Raw genomic sequence first — 19,934 nt, forward strand, 5'->3', positions numbered from 1 at the left:
TTTAAAATAGCTTTTGTTAAAAAATGTCTTATCCTTTTATATAATAAACTACTTAAGGATACTTTACAACAAAAAACTACTTGTAAATGCCAATGGCAAAATATCTGCTATTGCATTGCATTTTATTACTTTACCAGTTTCTCCCATCAAAAACAATTCTATAGGACTTTCTTGATTTATTTCATATTCTGAAATTGCTTGCCTACAATTACCACATGGAGCTGCTGGTGCATCTACTTTATAATTAATTGATGTTGCCGTAATTGCAATAGCTTTTATTTTAACTCCTGGATAATTAGCGCCTGCGTAAAAAACCGCAACACGTTCTGCACATAAACCAGATGGATACGCAGCATTTTCTTGATTATTACCTAATACTATTTCGCCATTTTCTAAAAGAACAGCTGCACCTACAGTAAAATTAGAATATGGGGAATACGCATTTTTTCTTGCTTCTATTGCTCGTTTCATTAATTTTTCATCTCTATCTCCCAACTCATCAATAGAAGAAAAGACAGAAATATCAAAACTCACTTTTTTCTTTATCATAAAAGAATGCCACTTATTTAAAATTTAGAATACAAGTTAGCTTATATTTTTTTCAAAATAGCAAGCTAACTTAAAATTAGCGCAAAAAAAAACCACACTATTGTGTAGTTTTTTTATAATTTATACTGTGGTTTTAATCATTATAGAACTCTTCTCCTAAATTAAAAGTTAGAGAAAAACGCAATGTATTTTCCAAAGGATTTCTTACCTGCGAAGTAGAAAATAAATACGATAAATCTATCTGAGCAGAATTAAATCTAAAACCTGCACCTAAAGTAAAAAACTTTCTAGAACCCTTTTCTTCACTCTCATTAAAGTAACCTGTTCTTATCATAAAAGAATCTTGGTACACATACTCTGCTCCTAAAGCCCATGTAAACTCTTTTAACTCTTCCCCAAAACCATCTGGCGCATCTCCAAAAGATTTAAAAACCCCTTGAAAAGCTCCTATATTTTGGTATTCATCATTATCTTCTCCATTTACCTCTCCATCATTATTAAAATCTTGCGGAGTTGGCACTAATAATTTATTAAATTCTGATGTTATTCCTATAGTATTATCTTGATCTAATATAAAATCAAAACCAACTCCAAATTTTAAATTAGTTGGCAAAAAGTTTTCTTGCCCTCCAGCGTCATATTGAATTTTACCTCCTAGATTAGAAATATTAAAACCTGCTCTCCAGCGACCGTCAAAACTCTCATAGGCCTTTTCTTTAGAACGGTAATATCCTGCTATATCTACAGCAAATGAACTAGCTGCCTGCGAATCTTCAGAACCTGATGTTTGCGGTATTTTTAAATTAGACCTTATGTATCTACCTCCAACAGCCATAGAAAACTCTTCACTTAACTTTAAAGAATAAGAACCGTCTATTGCTAATTCATTAGGCTTTGCAAGAGTCCCTGGATCGTTTGCAAATTGCCTTAACTCTATTTCACCTAAAGTAAAATAACGTAAACTAACTGCAAAAGCACTACGCTCGTTTAATTTATTATAATAACTAGCATTTAACAATGCTATGTCTGTAATTATACTTTCTAGATATGGCGTATAACTTACACCTATACCCATTTTACGTTCCGCAAATGCAAACTTTGCCGGATTCCATTGTTGTGAAAAAGCATCCGTAGATGTTGCTACACCCATATCTCCCATACCTGCTGCTCTTGCATCAGAAGCAATTGTTAAAAAAGGAACTGCTGTGGTTATTACACGGTCTGAGTCTTGCGCGTTTATTTTAATCACAAAAACTAGTAAAAAAAGTAATGAAAATATTCTCATTTTATAAAGGGGTTGATTTCTATTTAATACTGTAATACTTATAGATGAATAACATTAAAACATATGTATACAAATGGTAAACGACCATTTTAAAAATATCTTGTATAACCACTTAACATTTTATAAATAATTTTGTAAGAAAAATATCTCAAGTGTTTAAAAAGGAACATCACCCCACTATTAATAGCCCAAAACAAGTTATTATTCCTTAAACAATATTATTGAAAAAGAATACGCTTTCTAATACTAGAAAAGAAAATAAGGCGTTATAAATTCTAAACCACGTCTTTTAAGACTTATAGTTCTCAAGCATGATTTAAAAAATATTTTTATTCTATAAAATATTATACACAAATCGTCGTTTTATAAGCCGAAAGTAAGACTAAAATTAATCTAAATACAAATTTCAATACCATATATAATGTGGTAAACAATTTGAACTCAAGTCCTAATTATGAAAAAACAGTTTATTAAAGTTGTACTCTCATGTGCCGTAATAGCGGGAGGTTTTTCAGTTACCAGCTGTAAAAAATCTTCATCATCAAAGAATGTATCGAGAGCTACCGGCTGGAAAATAAATGCTAAAGAAGGAGGTTTCCAATACAACTCAGATTTTAAAGAGCAAGAAACTGCTCCTGGTCTTGTGTTTATTGAAGGTGGTACTTTTACTAAGGGTAAAGTACAAGATGATGTAATGCACGATTGGAACAACACCCCCACTTCTCAGCATGTACAATCCTTTTATATGGATGAAACAGAGGTAACCAATGTTATGTATTTAGAGTACTTAGATTACCTAAAAAGTGTATACCCACCTGAAAATCCTAAATATGCAAATATTTACAAAGGTGCTTTACCAGATACCTTAGTTTGGAGAAACCGATTAGGTTTTAATGAAACTATGACAAACAATTACTTGCGTCATCCTGCCTATGCAGAGTACCCAGTAGTTGGTGTAAACTGGATACAGGCTACTCAATTTGCGGAATGGAGAACTGACAGAGTTAATGAAGTTATGCTAGAGAGAGAAGGATATTTAGCTAAAGATGCTAAATACAAAGCATTAACTGGAGAAGATGCAGGTACTTTTAACACAGAAGCTTACTTAAATAGACCTGAGTCTGTTTATAATGGTCAAATAGATTCTCTACAAGGAAAAATGAAAAAAGATAGTACTAGCTCTTTTGCAAACAGAAGTAGTGGTGTTATTATGCCAGAGTATAGATTACCCACGGAAACAGAATGGGAATATGCTGCACAAGCACAATCTGGAACTAGAGAATATAACAACTACAGAGGTAGAAAAAAATATCCATGGGATGGTGATTATACTAGAAACGGACAACGTGTTGGTCGTGGAGATCAGTTAGCGAACTTTAAACAAGGTAAAGGTGATTACGGCGGAATTGCTGGATGGTCTGATGATGGAGCAGATATTACAGCTCAAGTAATGTCTTACAAACCAAATGATTTAGGCTTATATGATATGGCTGGTAATGTTGCCGAGTGGGTTTCTGATGTATATAGACCTATAGTAGATGACGAGGTAAGTGATTTTAACTACTACAGAGGAAATATTTACATGAAAACTGCTATTGGAAAAGACGGCAAAGTAAATGTATTAAGAGACTCTATTGTTTACGATACATTACCAAACGGAAAAATAGTTGCTTTAAATTTACCTGGAGAAATTAAAATGGTTCCTGTGGATGAAGAAGAAACTTATTTAAGAACAAACTTTTCTTCTAGTGATAATAGAGGTTATAGAGATGGTGATGCTAGTTCTTCAAGATTCTATGATAGGTTTAGTGATGATGAGGATGAAGAAAACCAAAGAAAAATGTACGATGCTCCTAAGCACTCCGTACAAAGAGATTCTGCTGGTGTAATTACAAGACAATACGACCAATCTAACAACAGAACATCATTAATTAATGATGAAGTAAGAGTCTTTAAAGGAGGTTCTTGGAGAGATAGAGCATATTGGTTAGATCCTGCGCAAAGAAGATATATGCCACAATATATGGCAACAGATTATATTGGATTTAGATGCGCAATGTCTAGAGTTGGTTCCAAATCTAAAACCAAAAACAAAACAATAAGAGGTAAGAAAGCAAAATAATACTTCTTTAAAATAAATTGATTAAAAAGCCCTTTTAAAAAAGGGCTTTTTTTATATCTTCGAATCATGACAATACAAGAACTACACCAGCACTTTTTAGACCATAAATTAGTTAGTACAGACACAAGAAAAATAAGCAAAAACAGTATTTTCTTCGCCTTAAAAGGGGATAACTTTAATGGTAACGCGTACGCAAAAGAAGCGCTTTCTAAAGGAGCATTCTTAGCTATTGTAGATGAAAAAGAATATGTCAATAATAAAGACATTATTTTAGTTAATAACGCTCTTACTACACTACAACAACTTGCCAATTATCATAGGAATTATTGTAGCGCTAAAATCATTAGCATAACTGGTAGTAATGGAAAAACCACCACAAAAGAACTTATAAATGCTGTATTATCTACACAATATAAAACCATTGCTACTAAAGGAAATTTAAATAATCATATTGGAGTTCCTTTAACTTTATTATCTATTAAAGAAGACACAGAAATTGCTGTTGTAGAAATGGGCGCTAATCATAAAAAGGAAATTGCCTTTTTATGCTCTATTGCAGAGCCTGATTATGGTTATATCACAAATTTTGGAAAAGCACATTTAGAAGGCTTTGGCAGTTTAGAAGGCGTTATTGAAGGGAAAAGTGAGTTATATGATTATTTAACCACTAACAAAAAAAAAGTATTTTTAAATGCCGATGACCCTATACAAAAAGAAAAACTAGATACTTATATACAAAAATTTGGCTTTTCTCAAGAACAAAAAGAATATTACAATATAATACTTTTAAGTGCCTCCCCATTTGTATCTATTCATGTTGAAAAAACTATTATTAACACTAAACTTATAGGGAAATATAATTTTACAAACAGCTGTGCAGCTATAGTTATTGGTAAATATTTTTCCATTGCTTTACCTGCAATCCAAAAAGCTATTGAAAGTTATACTCCTGAAAACAATCGTTCTCAAATAATAGAAAAAAAAGAGTATAAAATTATTCTAGATGCTTATAATGCCAACCCAACTAGTATGACTGCTGCATTAGAAAATTTTAGCACTCTTAAAGATAATACTAAAGTATTGTTTTTAGGCGATATGTTTGAGCTTGGAAAAACCTCTCAGGAAGAACACCAAAATATTGCTGATTTAGCACAAAAATTAAATTTTAATTCGGTGTACTTAATTGGTGAAAATTTTAATCGGACCAAAACTAATTTACAAAAATTTAATTCTTTTGAATCCCTTAAATTATATTTAAAAGAAAATAACTTACCTGAAAATTCCACTATATTAATTAAAGGCTCAAGAGGTATGGCTTTAGAAAGAATTCTTGATATTATATAACAACTTTAAAAGAATTAAACCTAAATCAATTAAACAAACTCATCTCTTTTTTAATTAGGCATTAAATTTCTCAAGGACAAGACCAAGGAGTACTCAGCAGAAAAAGATATTCAAACTTTCCCCATCGAGGCAAGTTTGGGAATATTATAGGCACAATTCAGAGGTGTTAGAAACATTGAATTCTTTCTTTTCAGACTATCTAATATTTTTGCCTAATTCTTAAATCCCACAACTTTTTGACTTGATCCCTTGATCCCTTATTTTAGGACGGGACACTAATAAAACAAAAAAAGCTTCCAAAAAAATTGGAAGCTTTTAATTACTGTGGGCCCTACTGGATTCGAACCAGTGACCCCCTGCTTGTAAGGCAGGTGCTCTGAACCAACTGAGCTAAGAGCCCTTGTTAAGGGTGTGCAAATATATAATAGTTTTTGGTTTACCCAAAGAAAAAAAGAAAAATTTTAAACTATTTCTGCAACTACAAAATTACTCCCTCCAACAAAAATAAAGTCAGATTCTTTTGCATTTTTCTTTGCTGTATTTAAAGCTTCTGAGACTGAGTTATATACACTCCCGTTTAAATCAAAAAGTTTCGCTTTACTTTTTAAATCACCCTCATTTAATCCTCTAAAAATATTTGGCATACAAAAATAATATTTTGCATTTTTTGGAAATAACGGCAATACCGTTTCTAATTTCTTATTTTTTACAAAACCTAAAACAATATGTAAATCTGTGTAATTCTGTTTTTTTATCTGATCAACAACTAATTTTAATCCCTCTTGGTTATGAGCAGTATCACAAACTAATAAAGGTTTAGAGCCTAGTACTTGCCACCTACCTAATAAACCTGTATTACCTACTACATTTTTTAAACCTTGCTCAATATTCTCTTCTGTGACTTTAAAAGTCTTTAAAACCTTTAAAAGAGTTACTACCCCTTTTATATTTTTTGTTTGATACGATCCTAATAAATCAGTTATATATTCTTTAGTATCCAAAGTAGATGCAAAAATTATTTCTGCATTATTCTTTTTAGCTATATCATTAAAAACATTAGCTGTTTCCTCTTGGTATTCACTAATAACAACTGGAATATTCTCTTTTATAATCCCTGCTTTTTCAAAAGCTATTTTTGGTAAAGTATCTCCTAACATATCAGTATGATCTAAACCTATATTTGTAATCAAAGAAGCTTCTGGCTTAATTATGTTCGTAGAATCTAACCTACCACCTAAACCAACTTCAACTATAGCTATATCTACTTTTTCTTTTTCAAAATAAGCAAAAGCCATACCTACTGTCATCTCAAAAAAAGAAAGTTTATTTTCTTCAAAAAAAGATTGATTTTCCTTTACAAAGTTTACAACATACGTTTCTGATACCGGCTCTCCATTAATACGTATACGCTCTCTAAAGTCCTTTAAGTGTGGCGATGTATATAAACCAACCTTATACTCAGCTTCTTGCAGAACAGAAGCTAACATATGACTACTAGAACCTTTACCATTAGTCCCAGCTACATGGATACTCTTAAATTTTTTATGCGGATTTTTTAAATGGAACGCTAAACTCTTAATATTATCTAACTTTCCATTAAAGGCAGATTTACCTTTTTCTTGATACATTGGAAGTTGCGTAAACATCCAATCTAGTGTTTCTAAATAGGTCACTCTCCTAGTTTAAAATTAACAACAACAAAGCCAACTTGTTTACTTGGCGCATTAGAATCTAAATTCCATTTATGCATAAATGCCGTTCTTTTTGCCGGCTCTAGTAAACAATCACTATTGTTTGTCGTGCCTTTAACACCGGGTGTTGCACTTATAACCTTACCGTTTCTATCTACAATAATTTTAACAACTACCCTACCAGACTCATTACACTCTTGTGCAACTTTACCTTTATTAACTAAAGACCTTCCATTTAACCCATAACCGCCAGTTCCAGTTCCTGAACCTGGACTACCATAATAACTAGTTGCATAAGGATCTCCATCTGGTTGCCCTTTATCCCCTGCTCTATTATCATCTCCTTCACTTCCTGATGCAGTGCCGTCAGATTTATTTAAACCACCCATCATAGCATCTAACTTTGCTTTCTTTGCCGCTTTTTCCTTTCTTATTTTTTCTTCAGCATCCCGTTTTTCTTTAGCAACTCTTGCTGCTTCTGCTTTAGCTTTTTTTGCAGCATCATCTGCTTTTTTCTTTGCTTGTTGCTGTTGCTTTATCCTTATAGACTCTTCACTCTCTTGTGTTAATACTTTTTCTGCTGGAGTTTCTTCTGCGATATGCTGCTCAGGAACCTGCTCTTGAATTTGTTCTTCCACAACTTCTTCTTGCATAGTTTCTTCTGGAGGACTATCTAAAGGTTCTGACCTAATTTTTTCTTTAGGCTGTACTTTTCCGCTACCAAAACTCGTAGTTCCAAAATTTACAGAAATTCCGTTTTCCTCAGGAGGATCCATATAGGTAAGACCTATATAAAAAAGCACAAGTAATAGCACACTTAACAAAAGTGTGGTTATTGTAAAAGAATTTTTCTTGTGTTTAGTGTCTAAAAATGCCATTAATTTGGTCGCACCGCCAAAATAACCTTATAACTATTTCTATTTGCAATATCCATAACGTTTACTGCCTCTTTAATAGCAACACTTTCTTCTGCTCTAAGAATAATAGTGGGTTTTTCTTGTCCTTCTAGTGCCTTTTTTAATTCAATTTCAATGTATTCTCCGTTAATTCTTTCATTATTAACGTAGTATTGTAAATTCTTATCTATACTAACAGATACATTCTGTGTATTAGTAGATTTCCCTTTTGCTTTAGGTAATAACAAATCTAAAGCATTAGGCGAGTTAGCAGTAAGCATAAAAAATATCAACAACAGAAACACTATATCTGTCATTGAGGACATGCTAAAGTCTGGACTTACTTTATTTCTTCCTTTTAATTTCATACTTATAAATCCTATAGAGGTTCATTTAATAAATCTAAGAACTCTACAGCATTAGCCTCCATCTTATGTACTACTTTATCTGTTCTATTCACTAAATGGTTATAACCCATATAAGCAATAATACCAACAATAAGACCTGCTACAGTGGTTGTCATAGCGGTATAAATACCAGATGCTAAAGATCCCATCTCTGCTTGCCCTCCACTACTTGCCATTTCATGGAAAGCCAAAATCATACCAATAACAGTACCTAAGAAACCAATCATAGGTGCAGCTCCAGCAACTGTAGCCAAAACACTTACATTCTTTTCTAACTTATATACTTCTAATGTACCTGCATTTTCAATTGCGGTATTAATATCATCTAAAGGTTTTCCTATTCTAGAAACCCCTTTTTCTGTTAATCTTGCTACCGGAGAATCTGTTTGCGCACATAATAATTTAGCAGCTTCTAGCTTACCATTTGTTACATAATCACGAATTTGGTTCATGAAATTTTTATCTATTTTAGAAGCTGCATTTACTGCCAACAATCTTTCAAAATAAATATATAAAGCAACTGCAAGCATAATAAACAATACAGATATAATTATTACACTACCTGTACCACCATTAAAAATTAAATCTATTACAGATAATGTTTTCTCTTCGGAGAGTACATCTCCAGCGGCAGAATCTTGCGCTAAATCTTGAAATAATAACATATAATTTCTCTTATAGGAGTTGCCTTTATAACGGTAATTTATCTATTAAATTATGCGGCTTATATAAATTGTCTTAATATAATAAATACTATTGCACCAGATAAAAACCCTACGAAAGCTAACCAAGCAATTTTCTTTAGGTACCAAAAGAAATCTATTTTCTCCATTCCCATTGCTACAACGCCAGCTGCAGAACCTATTATTAACATACTACCCCCTGTACCAGCAGCATAAGCAATAAAGTGCCACAATTGATTATCTAAACTTTCTGAAAACATTCCTAAACTAGCAGCAACTAACGGGACATTATCTATTACAGCAGAACCAACTCCTAATAGTAATACAACTAAATCTGAAACACGTGTACCTGCTAACTCTGTTCCTAACATTGGTGTAGACTCTTGTAACCAGCTAGCAAAACCAAATAACTGGCCTAAAGATTCTAATGCAGCAACTGCCATTAATATTCCTAAAAAGAACAGGATACTTGGCATTTCAATTTTAGATAATGAAGAATGAACTGGGCTATGATGAGCTGCCATATGTTCACCGCCAGTGTCATCTAAACTAGTTATATTAAATTTACTGTTACTATAAATTTCTGCAAAAGTTGCAACCACACCTAAAGAAAGCATCATTCCAACATATGGAGGTAAATGAGTTACTGTTTTAAATATTGGAACAAAAACAATAGCTCCCAAACCTAGATATAGCATTCTTGCGCTAAATTTTCCTGGCGCTTTATCTTCCTCTTCAGAAACATTTAAATCTCCTTTAAACGCTGGTAAAAAAGAAGCAATAAATGCTGGAACCAACATACAAACAAGAGAAGGCAAAAGAAGAAAACTCACTAATTTTCCTGTGGATACTTTATTTCCAATCCACAACATAGTTGTAGTTACATCTCCAATTGGAGACCAAGCACCACCAGCATTAGCAGCAATAATTATAAGACCTGCATACCATATTCTTACATCTCTTTCTTTAACTATTTTTTGTAAAATAGATATTAAAACAATAGTTGCCGTTAAATTATCTATAATAGCAGATAAAATAAATGCTAAGAAGCAAAATATCCATAAGATTTTACTCTTACTTTTTGTTTTTATAAAACTTTTTATTGTTGCAAAACCATCAAAATAATCTATAATTTCCACTATGGTCATAGCTCCAAGTAAGAAAACTAATATTTCTGATGTTTTCCCAAGATGATGTAATAAAGTCTCCTCCATTAAATGAAGCTTACTTTCGTGTTCCATGCCTCCAAAATTATCCACAAGGGCATGTGCACTAGAATCAAACCAAGTACCAAAACCATCAATACCCAAAGCTATTAATGCCCAACATACAGCCATCATTACCAAAGCTGGTATTAGTTTGTCAATTTTTAAATTGTGTTCTAATGTTATTGCTAGATATCCTAACACAAATACAAGAATAATTGCTGATTCCATTCTAGATAATTTTTAATTAAAATTGGTTGTTAAAAAAATATTTAAAAAACTCTTCTTTCCAATCTAAAAGAATTTTGGCTAAAGATATTCAAAATTGTACTCTTAACTGCATAAGTTGTAATAGAAAATAGTAACTCTATATTAATTTTTTATCAAAAAAAAGGGTACATATAAAAAGATATACCCTTTTAATATTTTTTTAAATTGACTACACCAATTGCTTCAATGCAATTTCAAATCCTGTTTTACTAATATTTAATGTAGAAGAATTTTGTTTGTATATTTTTAACAATGCTTCCTTAATTGTATTTGAAGTATCTGTAAAAATCAACTCATCATCTATACCAACTCTTTTTTCCATAAAATATGCAAACACCCTTGCCATTCCGCAGTTAGAAATAAAATCGGGAATTAAACTTACTTTACCATCGGTATATTCCATTATAGGTCCAAAAAATATTTCCTTATCGGCAAAAGGAACATTAGCCCCACAAGATATAACCTCTAAGCCAGTATCTATCATTTTAGATATTTGTTCCTTTGTAATTAATCTAGATGCTGCACACGGCACAAAAATCTCTGTAGCTAAGGTCCAGATACGTTCATTGATTTCCTCAAAAGGAATAAAGTCTGCTTTGGGAGCAACTAAAGTATTTCCGTTTTTACTTAAGAAAAGACCTTTAATCTCATCAAATGAAAAACCTTCTTCTTTAATAATTCCCCCATCACGATCTATAATACCCACTATGGTAGCACCCATTAATGCCAAATAATATGCCGCAGCACTTCCCACATTCCCAAAACCTTGAACCACAGCTCTTTTTCCTTTTACATCTCCTCCGTAAATAGTATAATAATGCTTTACTGCCTCTGCAACACCATACCCAGTAATCATATCGGCAACGGTATACTTCCTAGAAACTTCTGGAGAATAATTAGCGTTTTCTATAGCTTTTATAACTCCTAATCTAAGTTGCCCTATTCTATTTATTTTATCTGCCTCTGAGGGTTTAAAATGCCCATTAAAAACACCTTCTTGCGGGTGCCAAACTCCAGCATCTTCCGTAATAGGAATTACTTCATGAATTTCATCTACGTTTAAATCCCCTCCAGTTCCATAATAACTTTTTAATAATGGCGCAACAGCGTTATACCAACGCTTTAAAACTCCTTTTTTCCTAGGGTCATTGGGATCAAAATTAATCCCAGATTTAGCACCGCCAATAGCAGGCCCAGATACCGTAAACTTTACTTCCATAGTTTTTGCCAAAGACAAAACCTCATTAACATCTAACCCTTTTCGCATTCTGGTTCCTCCTCCGGCGGCACCACCACGTAATGAGTTAATTACAGTCCAACCCTCGGCCTCTGTCTCAGAGTCTTTCCAATTAAAAACTATTTCTGCTTGTTTATTCTCGTATGTATATAGTAATTCTTTCATAAGAATTGATTTTTTATGATATTATTAGTTTGCAATACTTGTTTTATGTACTCTCCGAAAAAAATAAATATAACTCCCCTTTCGGGGTTACTGCTGTCTCATAACTAATAATTAAACATCAATTCTATGTAATGTAGTGATGCAAATATAAAAAAATGAAATCATTTTGTTAAATTACTTTGACATTATTTAACAAAAAACAAAGATTTGAATAATACGATATTCGCATTATAACCTTATATTAGCATCATCATTTTATCATAATTTCAAACATATGGACTTTACTTTAACAGAAGAGCAAAAATTAATACAACAGGCAGCAAGAGATTTCGCGCAAACCGAACTGCTTCCAGGAGTAATAGAAAGAGACGATGCTCAAAAATTTCCCGCCGAACAAGTTAAAAAAATGGGAGAGCTTGGTTTTCTGGGAATGATGGTAAATCCTAAATATGGTGGTAGCGGTTTAGATACTGTTTCTTATGCCATTGTTATGGAAGAATTATCTAAGGTAGATGCTTCATCTTCTGTTGTCGTTTCTGTAAATAACTCTTTAGTCTGTTATGGTATTGAAGCTTATGGAACAGAGGAACAAAAAGAAAAATATTTAACCAAATTAGCCACTGGAGAAATTATAGGTGCTTTTTGTTTATCTGAACCCGAAGCTGGTAGTGATGCCACCTCTCAAAAAACAACAGCTATAGATAAAGGGGATCACTATGTAATTAATGGTACTAAAAACTGGATTACTAATGGTAGTACTGCAAGCATATATATTGTTATAGCACAAACAGATAAAGAAAGAGGACACAAAGGCATTAATGCAATAATAGTAGAAAAAGGAGCTAAAGGTTTTGAAATTGGCCCTAAAGAAAATAAACTAGGAATTCGTGGTAGTGATACACATTCTTTAATTTTTAACGATGTAAAAGTTCCTAAAGAAAATAGAATTGGTGAAGATGGCTTTGGTTTTAAATTTGCTATGAAAACGTTATCCGGAGGAAGAATTGGTATTGCTGCACAAGCTTTAGGTATAGCGGCAGGTGCGTATGAATTAGCAAAAAAATACTCCAAACAACGTAAAGCATTTGGGACAGAAATTTCTAATCACCAAGCAATTGCTTTTAAATTGGCAGACATGCATACTCAAATAGAAGCTGCAAGGCACCTAGTATATAAAGCCGCATGGGACAAAGACCAAGGGCATAATTTTGACTTATCTGGGGCAATGGCTAAACTCTACGCATCGCAAGTTGCCATGGATACTACTGTAGAAGCCGTACAAATACATGGCGGAAATGGTTTTGTTAAAGATTACCATGTAGAAAGATTAATGCGTGATGCTAAAATTACGCAAATCTATGAAGGCACTTCAGAAATTCAAAAAATAGTAATTTCTAGAAGCATTCTAAGAGACTAACCTCTTTTTTAAAAACGTTATTTACAACCTTACCCTATTATCTCATGGGTAAGGTTGTTTTATTTTTACTACAAAGCTTGTTACTGCATTAATATATTTGGGGTTATTTGTTACAAAACAAGACATACTTAAAACTACCCCCCTAAAAACCTTTCAGAACTATCTATAATGCACTACTTTTATCATTATGATAATTTTAACCTTTTAAAAATCCATTATTAGGCAATTTTTATCATTTTATCCTAATCATTGAATTTATTATGTCATTTATTCTTAATCATTGAATAAAACATAAATAAATTGATATTTTTGAAGAAATACCATAATCTATGAAGTTGAAAAAACAAGGGTTGTACCTACCAGAATTTGAACATGAAAACTGTGGAGCAGGTTTTATTTGTAACCTTAATGGGGAAAAGAATAACCAAATAATACATGATGCTTTAGAGATTTTAGTAAAACTAGAGCACCGTGGAGGGGTTAGTTCTGATGGAAAAACAGGCGATGGAGCTGGTTTACTAATAGATATTCCGCATGATTACTTTAAAAGGGTATGTGAATTTACTATTCCTGAACAAAGAAAATATGCCGTAGGTATGGTTTTTTTACCTAAAATTAAAAACCAATACAATTTCTGTAAAAAAGAATTTGAAAAAGAAATAACTGACCAGGGCTTAACTATTCTAGGATGGAGAACAGTTCCTGTAGATTCTTCTAATTTGGGAGAAATTGCCTTAGCATCTGAACCAAACATAGAACAAGTTTTTATTGGACAAGGAGATTTAGAAGAGAATATTTTTAAAGCTAAATTATATGCTGCTCGTAAAATTACGGAACATACCATTCGTAATTCTAAAACTTCGCAAGGCAACTACTTCTATGTTGCAAGTTTATCTAATACTACCTTAATATATAAGGGTATTATAATGCCTGAAGATATTGGACCATATTATACAGATTTACAACAACCAGATTTAGTTACAAGATTAGCTTTAGTACACCAACGTTTTTCTACGAATACAATGCCTACATGGGAACTGGCACAACCATTTAGATTCTTATGTCAAAATGGAGAAATAAACACCCTAAGAGGTAATGTTTCTAGAATGCGTGTACGCGAAGAAATAATGAAATCGGATATTTTTGGAGATCAGTTCGAAAAACTTTTCCCAATAATTTTACCAAACAAATCCGATTCTGCCTCTATGGATATGTCTGTTGAACTATTAACGTTAACAGGACGTTCATTACCAGAGGTTATGATGATGACTATTCCAGAAGCATGGGAAAAACATGCTACAATGTCTGAGGAAAGAAAAGCATTTTATGAGTACAATTCCTGCATAATGGAACCTTGGGACGGACCCGCTTCTGTTCCTTTTACAGATGGAGATTATATTGGAGCATTATTAGACCGTAATGGCTTAAGACCATCTAGATATACAGTCACAAAAAGCGGAAAACTTATTATGTCATCCGAAGTTGGTGTTGTAAACATAGACCCTGAAGACATTGAAAGCCATGGACGTTTAGAGCCAGGAAAAATGTTTTTAGTAGACATGAATAATGGACGTATTATTGATGACGAGGAAATAAAAAATAAAATTGTTACAGAAAGACCATATAAAAAATGGTTGAAAGAGAACAATATGCAACTAAAAGATGTTCCAAACACAAACGAAGTTTGTCCTATTGAAACATTAGACCTAAAAACAAGACAACGCCTTTACAATTACACCATAGAAGATATACAAGAAGTAATTGTTCCTATGGCACAAGCAGGTAAAGAAGCATTAGGTTCTATGGGTATAGATACCCCATTAGCTGTTTTATCTGACAACCCGCAATTAATATCAAACTACTTTAAACAACTATTTGCACAAGTTACCAATCCGCCTTTAGATGGTATTCGTGAAGAAGTAGTTACCGATATTAGTTTAGCTCTAGGTCATGACAAAAATATTTTTGACATAACACCGGAACAATGTCATAAATTAAGAATACAAAACCCAGTAATTTCTAATAATGATTTAGAAAAAATTAGAAATATTAATGTAGAAGGTTTTAAAGCAGACACTATAGAAATGCTTTATACTAAAGACCAAGGAATGAATGGTTTAGAGGATGCTCTAGATGACATCATTATCAAAATAACAAAGTCTTTAGAAAAAGGTACTAATATCATAATATTATCCGATAGAGGAGCAAAAGAAGGTCTAGCACCTATTCCTGCTTTACTAGCATGTTCTTTTGTGCATCACCAAATGAATCGTTTACGTAAGCGTTCTTATTTTGATATTGTAATAGAATCTGCAGAACCAAGAGAACCGCATCATTTTGCTACTCTATTTGGTTACGGAGCTTCTGCTATTAACCCGTACATGGTTAATGAAATTATTAGAGAGCAAGTAAAAGAAGGGTTTATAAAGTTAGATGAGCAAAAAGCTGTAGATAACTTTAATAAAGCTATTGGTAAGGGAATACTAAAAGTGATGAATAAAATTGGAATCTCTACTTTACACTCCTATAGAGGTTCTCAAATATTTGAAATAGTTGGTTTCAATTCAAATTTTGTAAATAAATACTTCCCTTATACTGCTTCTAGAATTGAAGGTATAGGCCTTTATGAAATTGAAAAAGAAATTACAAAAAGGTATAAATATGCTTACCCAGACACGTATATTGATAAGCGTCTTGGACTAAACATTGGTGGAGAATATAGATGGAGACGTAATGGAGAACGCCATTTATTTAACCCAACAACAGTTGCTAAATTACAGCAAGCTGTACGTTTAAATGATCAAAAATCTTACGATACATACAAAAATGCTATTAACGAACAGTCTAAAAATCTTTTAACTATTCGTGGATTATTTGAGTTTAACAACTTAGACCCTATTCCCCTTGATGAAGTAGAACCATGGACAGATATTGTAAAACGTTTTAAAACGGGAGCAATGTCTTACGGCTCTATTTCTCGTGAAGCTCATGAAAATTTAGCTATTGCAATGAACCGTTTAGGTGGAAAATCTAACTCTGGTGAAGGTGGTGAAGACAGAAGACGTTTTCAACCAGATGCCAATGGAGATAATAGAAACTCTGCAATTAAACAAGTTGCATCAGGGCGTTTTGGAGTAACTTCTCATTACCTAAGTTCTGCAAAAGAAATACAAATAAAAATGGCTCAAGGTGCTAAACCTGGAGAAGGTGGGCAATTGCCAGGGCATAAAGTTTTACCTTGGATTGCAGAAACTCGTAATTCTACTCCATTTGTAGGATTAATATCTCCTCCTCCGCATCATGATATATATTCTATTGAGGATTTAGCACAATTAATTTACGATTTAAAAAATGCTAATAGAGAAGCTAGAATAAATGTAAAATTAGTATCCGAAGTAGGTGTTGGTACTATTGCTGCTGGTGTATCTAAAGCAAAAGCAGATGTAGTATTAATTTCTGGTTATGATGGTGGTACTGGAGCATCTCCATTAACCTCCTTAAAACATGCAGGTTTACCTTGGGAACTTGGTTTAGCAGAAGCACAACAAACATTAGTACTTAATAACTTACGTTCTCGTATTGTTGTAGAATGTGACGGGCAATTAAAAACTGGTCGTGATGTTGCTATTGCAGCACTGTTAGGCGCTGAGGAATTCGGTTTTGCAACTGCACCTCTAGTTGCTTCAGGTTGTATTATGATGCGTAAATGCCATTTAAACACCTGCCCTGTAGGCATTGCTACTCAAGATAAAGATTTAAGAAAAAACTTTAAAGGCACTCCAGAACATGTAATTAATTTCTTCTACTATGTTGCTAATGAGCTTAGAGAAATCATGGCAGACTTAGGGTTTAGAACTGTAGACGAAATGATTGGTCAAACCCAAAAAATAGACACCAATAAAGCTATAAAGCATTATAAAGCTAAGGGATTAGATTTATCTGCTATTTTATACCAACCTGCAGAGTACAATAATTCTACTTTAAAGAATACAGAAAAGCAAGATCATAATTTAGAAAATGTAATGGATTTTCAAATACTGAAAGATGCGCACGCCGCAATTTTCAGAAAAGAGATTACAACTTTAAATTACCCTATACATAACACCGATCGCTCTTTAGGAGCAATAGTTTCTAATGAAATATCTAAAATTTATGGCCACTTAGGATTACCTGAAGACACTTTAAACCTTAATTTTAAAGGCTCAGCTGGTCAAAGTTTTGGTGTTTTTGGAGCAAGTGGAATTACATATACTGTTGAAGGTAACACTAATGATTACTTAGGAAAAGGGCTTTCTGGAGGTAAAATAATTATTAAAAAACCTGCTGAAGCAGACTTCATAGCAGAACACAATATAATAGTTGGTAATGTTTGTTTATTTGGAGCTGTAAAAGGAGAAGCATACATAAATGGTATTGCTGGGGAACGTTTTGCAGTTCGTAATTCTGGAGCTACAGCTGTAGTAGAAGGAGTAGGAGACCACTGTTGTGAATACATGACTGGTGGAAGAATTGTTGTCTTAGGAGATACTGGACGTAATTTTGCTGCAGGTATGAGTGGTGGTTATGCTTACGTATTAAACAATAACGGAAAATTTACTAACGGCCTATGCAACGAAGAAACTGTAGATTTTGACCCTATATCAGGAGAAGATGAAAAAGAATTAAAAGGTTTAATACAAAAACATGTTGCCAATACTAATAGTAATAGAGGTAAAGAAATTTTAGCTGATTGGGAAAATAGTATATCTAAATTTGTGAAAGTAATGCCTAAAGAATACAAAGTAGCTCTGGAGCGTATTGCAAATGAAGAACCAATGGTAGAAGAATTAACAATAGCATAATTATGGGAAAGACAACAGGATTCAAAGAATTCGAAAGAAAAGACGAACAATACATTGCTGTTGAAAAGCGTGTTAAAGATTATAAAGAATTTACAGTTCCTTTAAGTGATAAAGAAATTACGGAACAAGGATCACGCTGTATGGATTGTGGTATACCTTTTTGCCATAGTGGTTGTCCATTAGGGAATCTTATTCCAGATTTTAACCATATGGTTCACCAAGGAGAATGGCAAAAAGCCTCATTAATTTTGCATTCCACAAATAATTTTCCTGAATTTACAGGTCGTTTATGCCCTGCACCATGTGAACAAGCATGTGTTTTAGGTATTATTGAAGATCCAATTTCTATAGAAAATATTGAAAAAAATATTGTTGAACGTGCTTTTAAAGAAGGTTGGATAAAACCTCAAATTCCTAAAACAAGAACAGGAAAAACTGTTGCCGTTGTAGGTTCTGGGCCTGCAGGTTTAGCTACTGCACAACAACTAAATAGAGCTGGTCATTTAGTAACAGTTTATGAAAGAGATGATGAAGTTGGTGGTTTATTACGTTATGGAATACCTAATTTTAAAATGGAAAAAGGTATTATTGACCGTAGAGTTGAAATTTTAAAAGCCGAAGGAATTATTTTTAAAGTAAACTCTAATGTTGGGAAAAATGTTTCTGTAGATGAGTTAAAAGCTTTTAGCGCTATTGTTTTAGCTGGCGGAGCAACAGAAAGACGTTCTTTACCAACACCAGGTATTGATGCGGACGGTGTTGTACAAGCAATGGATTTCTTAACACAACAAACAAAAGTTGTTTTTGGTAAAGAAGTAAAAGACCAAGTACTAGCAACAGATAAAAATGTAATTGTAATTGGTGGTGGAGATACTGGTTCTGACTGTGTAGGAACATCAAATCGTCAAGGAGCAAAATCGGTAATTAATTTTGAAATTATGCCAAAACCACCTGGACACCGCTCACCTACTACACCTTGGCCTTATTGGCCATTACAATTAAAAACATCTTCTTCTCATAAAGAAGGTGTAGAACGTAACTGGTTAATTAATACTAAGGAATTTATAACCAATAAAGAGGGGAAATTAACTGCTTTAAAAACCGTAAATGTAGAATGGGAAATGGTCCAAGGTCAACGTCCAAAATTAATTGAAGTTCCTGGAACTGAAAAAACATGGCCATGTGACTTAGCTTTACTTGCACTTGGATTTACGGGACCAGAAGGGTATCTAGCAGAACAATTGGGCATTAAGAAAGATGCTCGTTCAAACTATGAAGCTAAGTACGGTAAATACCAAACTAATGTTCCAAATATATTTTCTGCTGGAGATATGCGCAGAGGACAATCCTTAATAGTTTGGGCAATATCTGAAGGAAGAGAAGCTGCAAGACAAGTAGATAAGTTTTTAATGGGTAAATCTGATTTACCATCTAAAAATATGACTGGAGATTTACCAGGAATTTAAACTATAGTTATAGCAACTACAAAAGGCTGTTTTAGTAATAAGACAGCCTTTTTTATATGCACTATATTAACAAATTAAATAGCATTTCTAGTACGTCATATTAGATACACAAATTAGAACAATCTACATTTAATACCTATACCAACATCGTAATATCAAGTAAATACAATAGTATTACGTAATTATACCACTACTTAGGTACTTATTAGACTATTAATACCTCTTAAAACTACTTATAACAATAAAACTAACATCTTAGATTATTACTACCACTTAATACTCCAAACATTTAGGCATAAAAAAAGTCCGATACGTAATGTATCGGACTTTGAAGAAGGCGGCTTCCTACTCTCCCA

13 protein-coding genes and 1 tRNA gene are annotated in these 19,934 nt (G+C 33.0%); 5 read left to right on the forward strand and 9 right to left on the reverse strand.

From position 1 onward, the window contains the following. Window positions 1-63 precede the first annotated feature (63 nt). Together cdd and porV are read right to left on the reverse strand one after the other, a co-directional pair. A complete protein-coding gene (cdd, locus tag Q0820_RS15285) occupies window positions 64-549 on the reverse strand; it encodes a cytidine deaminase (RefSeq protein ID WP_298488889.1) in 486 nt (161 codons plus the stop codon). Window positions 550-682: 133 nt separating this feature from the next. Then, entirely contained in the window at window positions 683-1,834 is a 1,152-nt protein-coding gene (gene porV / locus Q0820_RS15290) for a type IX secretion system outer membrane channel protein PorV (RefSeq protein WP_298488891.1), read from the reverse strand. Window positions 1,835-2,288: 454 nt separating this feature from the next. Here porV and gldJ point away from each other — a divergent pair, with 454 nt between their 5' ends. Then, on the forward strand, window positions 2,289-3,956 hold the full coding sequence (gene gldJ, locus Q0820_RS15295; protein WP_298488893.1) for a gliding motility lipoprotein GldJ: 1,668 nt from the start codon (window positions 2,289-2,291) through the stop codon (window positions 3,954-3,956). Window positions 3,957-4,022: 66 nt separating this feature from the next. After that, a complete protein-coding gene (gene murF, locus Q0820_RS15300; RefSeq protein ID WP_298488895.1) occupies window positions 4,023-5,300 on the forward strand; it encodes a UDP-N-acetylmuramoyl-tripeptide--D-alanyl-D-alanine ligase in 1,278 nt (425 codons plus the stop codon). 325 nt (window positions 5,301-5,625) lie between these two features. Here murF and Q0820_RS15305 read toward each other — a convergent pair. The 7 genes from Q0820_RS15305 to Q0820_RS15335 form a co-directional block, all read right to left on the reverse strand. Then, a tRNA-Val gene (locus tag Q0820_RS15305) sits at window positions 5,626-5,700 on the reverse strand. 61 nt (window positions 5,701-5,761) lie between these two features. Then, window positions 5,762-6,973, reverse strand: coding sequence for a folylpolyglutamate synthase/dihydrofolate synthase family protein (locus tag Q0820_RS15310; RefSeq protein ID WP_298488897.1), 1,212 nt, complete (start codon window positions 6,971-6,973; stop codon window positions 5,762-5,764). Next, a complete protein-coding gene (locus Q0820_RS15315) occupies window positions 6,970-7,869 on the reverse strand; it encodes an energy transducer TonB (protein WP_298488899.1) in 900 nt (299 codons plus the stop codon). Before Q0820_RS15315 ends, Q0820_RS15310 begins: the two co-directional genes overlap by 4 nt. Further along, entirely contained in the window at window positions 7,869-8,255 is a 387-nt protein-coding gene (locus Q0820_RS15320) for a biopolymer transporter ExbD (protein ID WP_121068890.1), read from the reverse strand. The genes Q0820_RS15315 and Q0820_RS15320 overlap by 1 nt, the downstream gene beginning before the upstream one ends. Window positions 8,256-8,266: 11 nt before the next feature. Further along, on the reverse strand, window positions 8,267-8,959 hold the full coding sequence (locus Q0820_RS15325; protein ID WP_298488901.1) for a MotA/TolQ/ExbB proton channel family protein: 693 nt from the start codon (window positions 8,957-8,959) through the stop codon (window positions 8,267-8,269). 59 nt (window positions 8,960-9,018) lie between these two features. Then, a complete protein-coding gene (gene nhaD, locus Q0820_RS15330) occupies window positions 9,019-10,413 on the reverse strand; it encodes a sodium:proton antiporter NhaD (RefSeq protein ID WP_298488903.1) in 1,395 nt (464 codons plus the stop codon). A gap of 208 nt (window positions 10,414-10,621) precedes the next feature. Continuing rightward, entirely contained in the window at window positions 10,622-11,854 is a 1,233-nt protein-coding gene (locus Q0820_RS15335) for a Glu/Leu/Phe/Val dehydrogenase dimerization domain-containing protein (RefSeq protein ID WP_298488905.1), read from the reverse strand. 274 nt (window positions 11,855-12,128) lie between these two features. Here Q0820_RS15335 and Q0820_RS15340 point away from each other — a divergent pair, with 274 nt between their 5' ends. The 3 genes from Q0820_RS15340 (at window position 12,129) to Q0820_RS15350 (ending at window position 19,578) form a co-directional block, all read left to right on the forward strand. Further along, window positions 12,129-13,271, forward strand: a complete 1,143-nt coding sequence (locus Q0820_RS15340) for an acyl-CoA dehydrogenase family protein (RefSeq protein ID WP_298488907.1) — start codon at window positions 12,129-12,131, stop codon at window positions 13,269-13,271. Window positions 13,272-13,606: 335 nt separating this feature from the next. Then, on the forward strand, window positions 13,607-18,112 hold the full coding sequence (gltB, locus tag Q0820_RS15345; protein WP_298488917.1) for a glutamate synthase large subunit: 4,506 nt from the start codon (window positions 13,607-13,609) through the stop codon (window positions 18,110-18,112). A gap of 2 nt (window positions 18,113-18,114) precedes the next feature. After that, the gene (locus tag Q0820_RS15350) at window positions 18,115-19,578 is read left to right on the forward strand and encodes a glutamate synthase subunit beta (RefSeq protein WP_298488909.1); all 1,464 of its coding nucleotides are present in this window, start codon (window positions 18,115-18,117) and stop codon (window positions 19,576-19,578) included. Window positions 19,579-19,934 lie beyond the last annotated feature (356 nt).

Origin of the sequence: uncultured Maribacter sp. (genome assembly GCF_947495965.1) — a bacterium.
In the GTDB taxonomy this organism is placed as follows: domain Bacteria; phylum Bacteroidota; class Bacteroidia; order Flavobacteriales; family Flavobacteriaceae; genus Maribacter_B.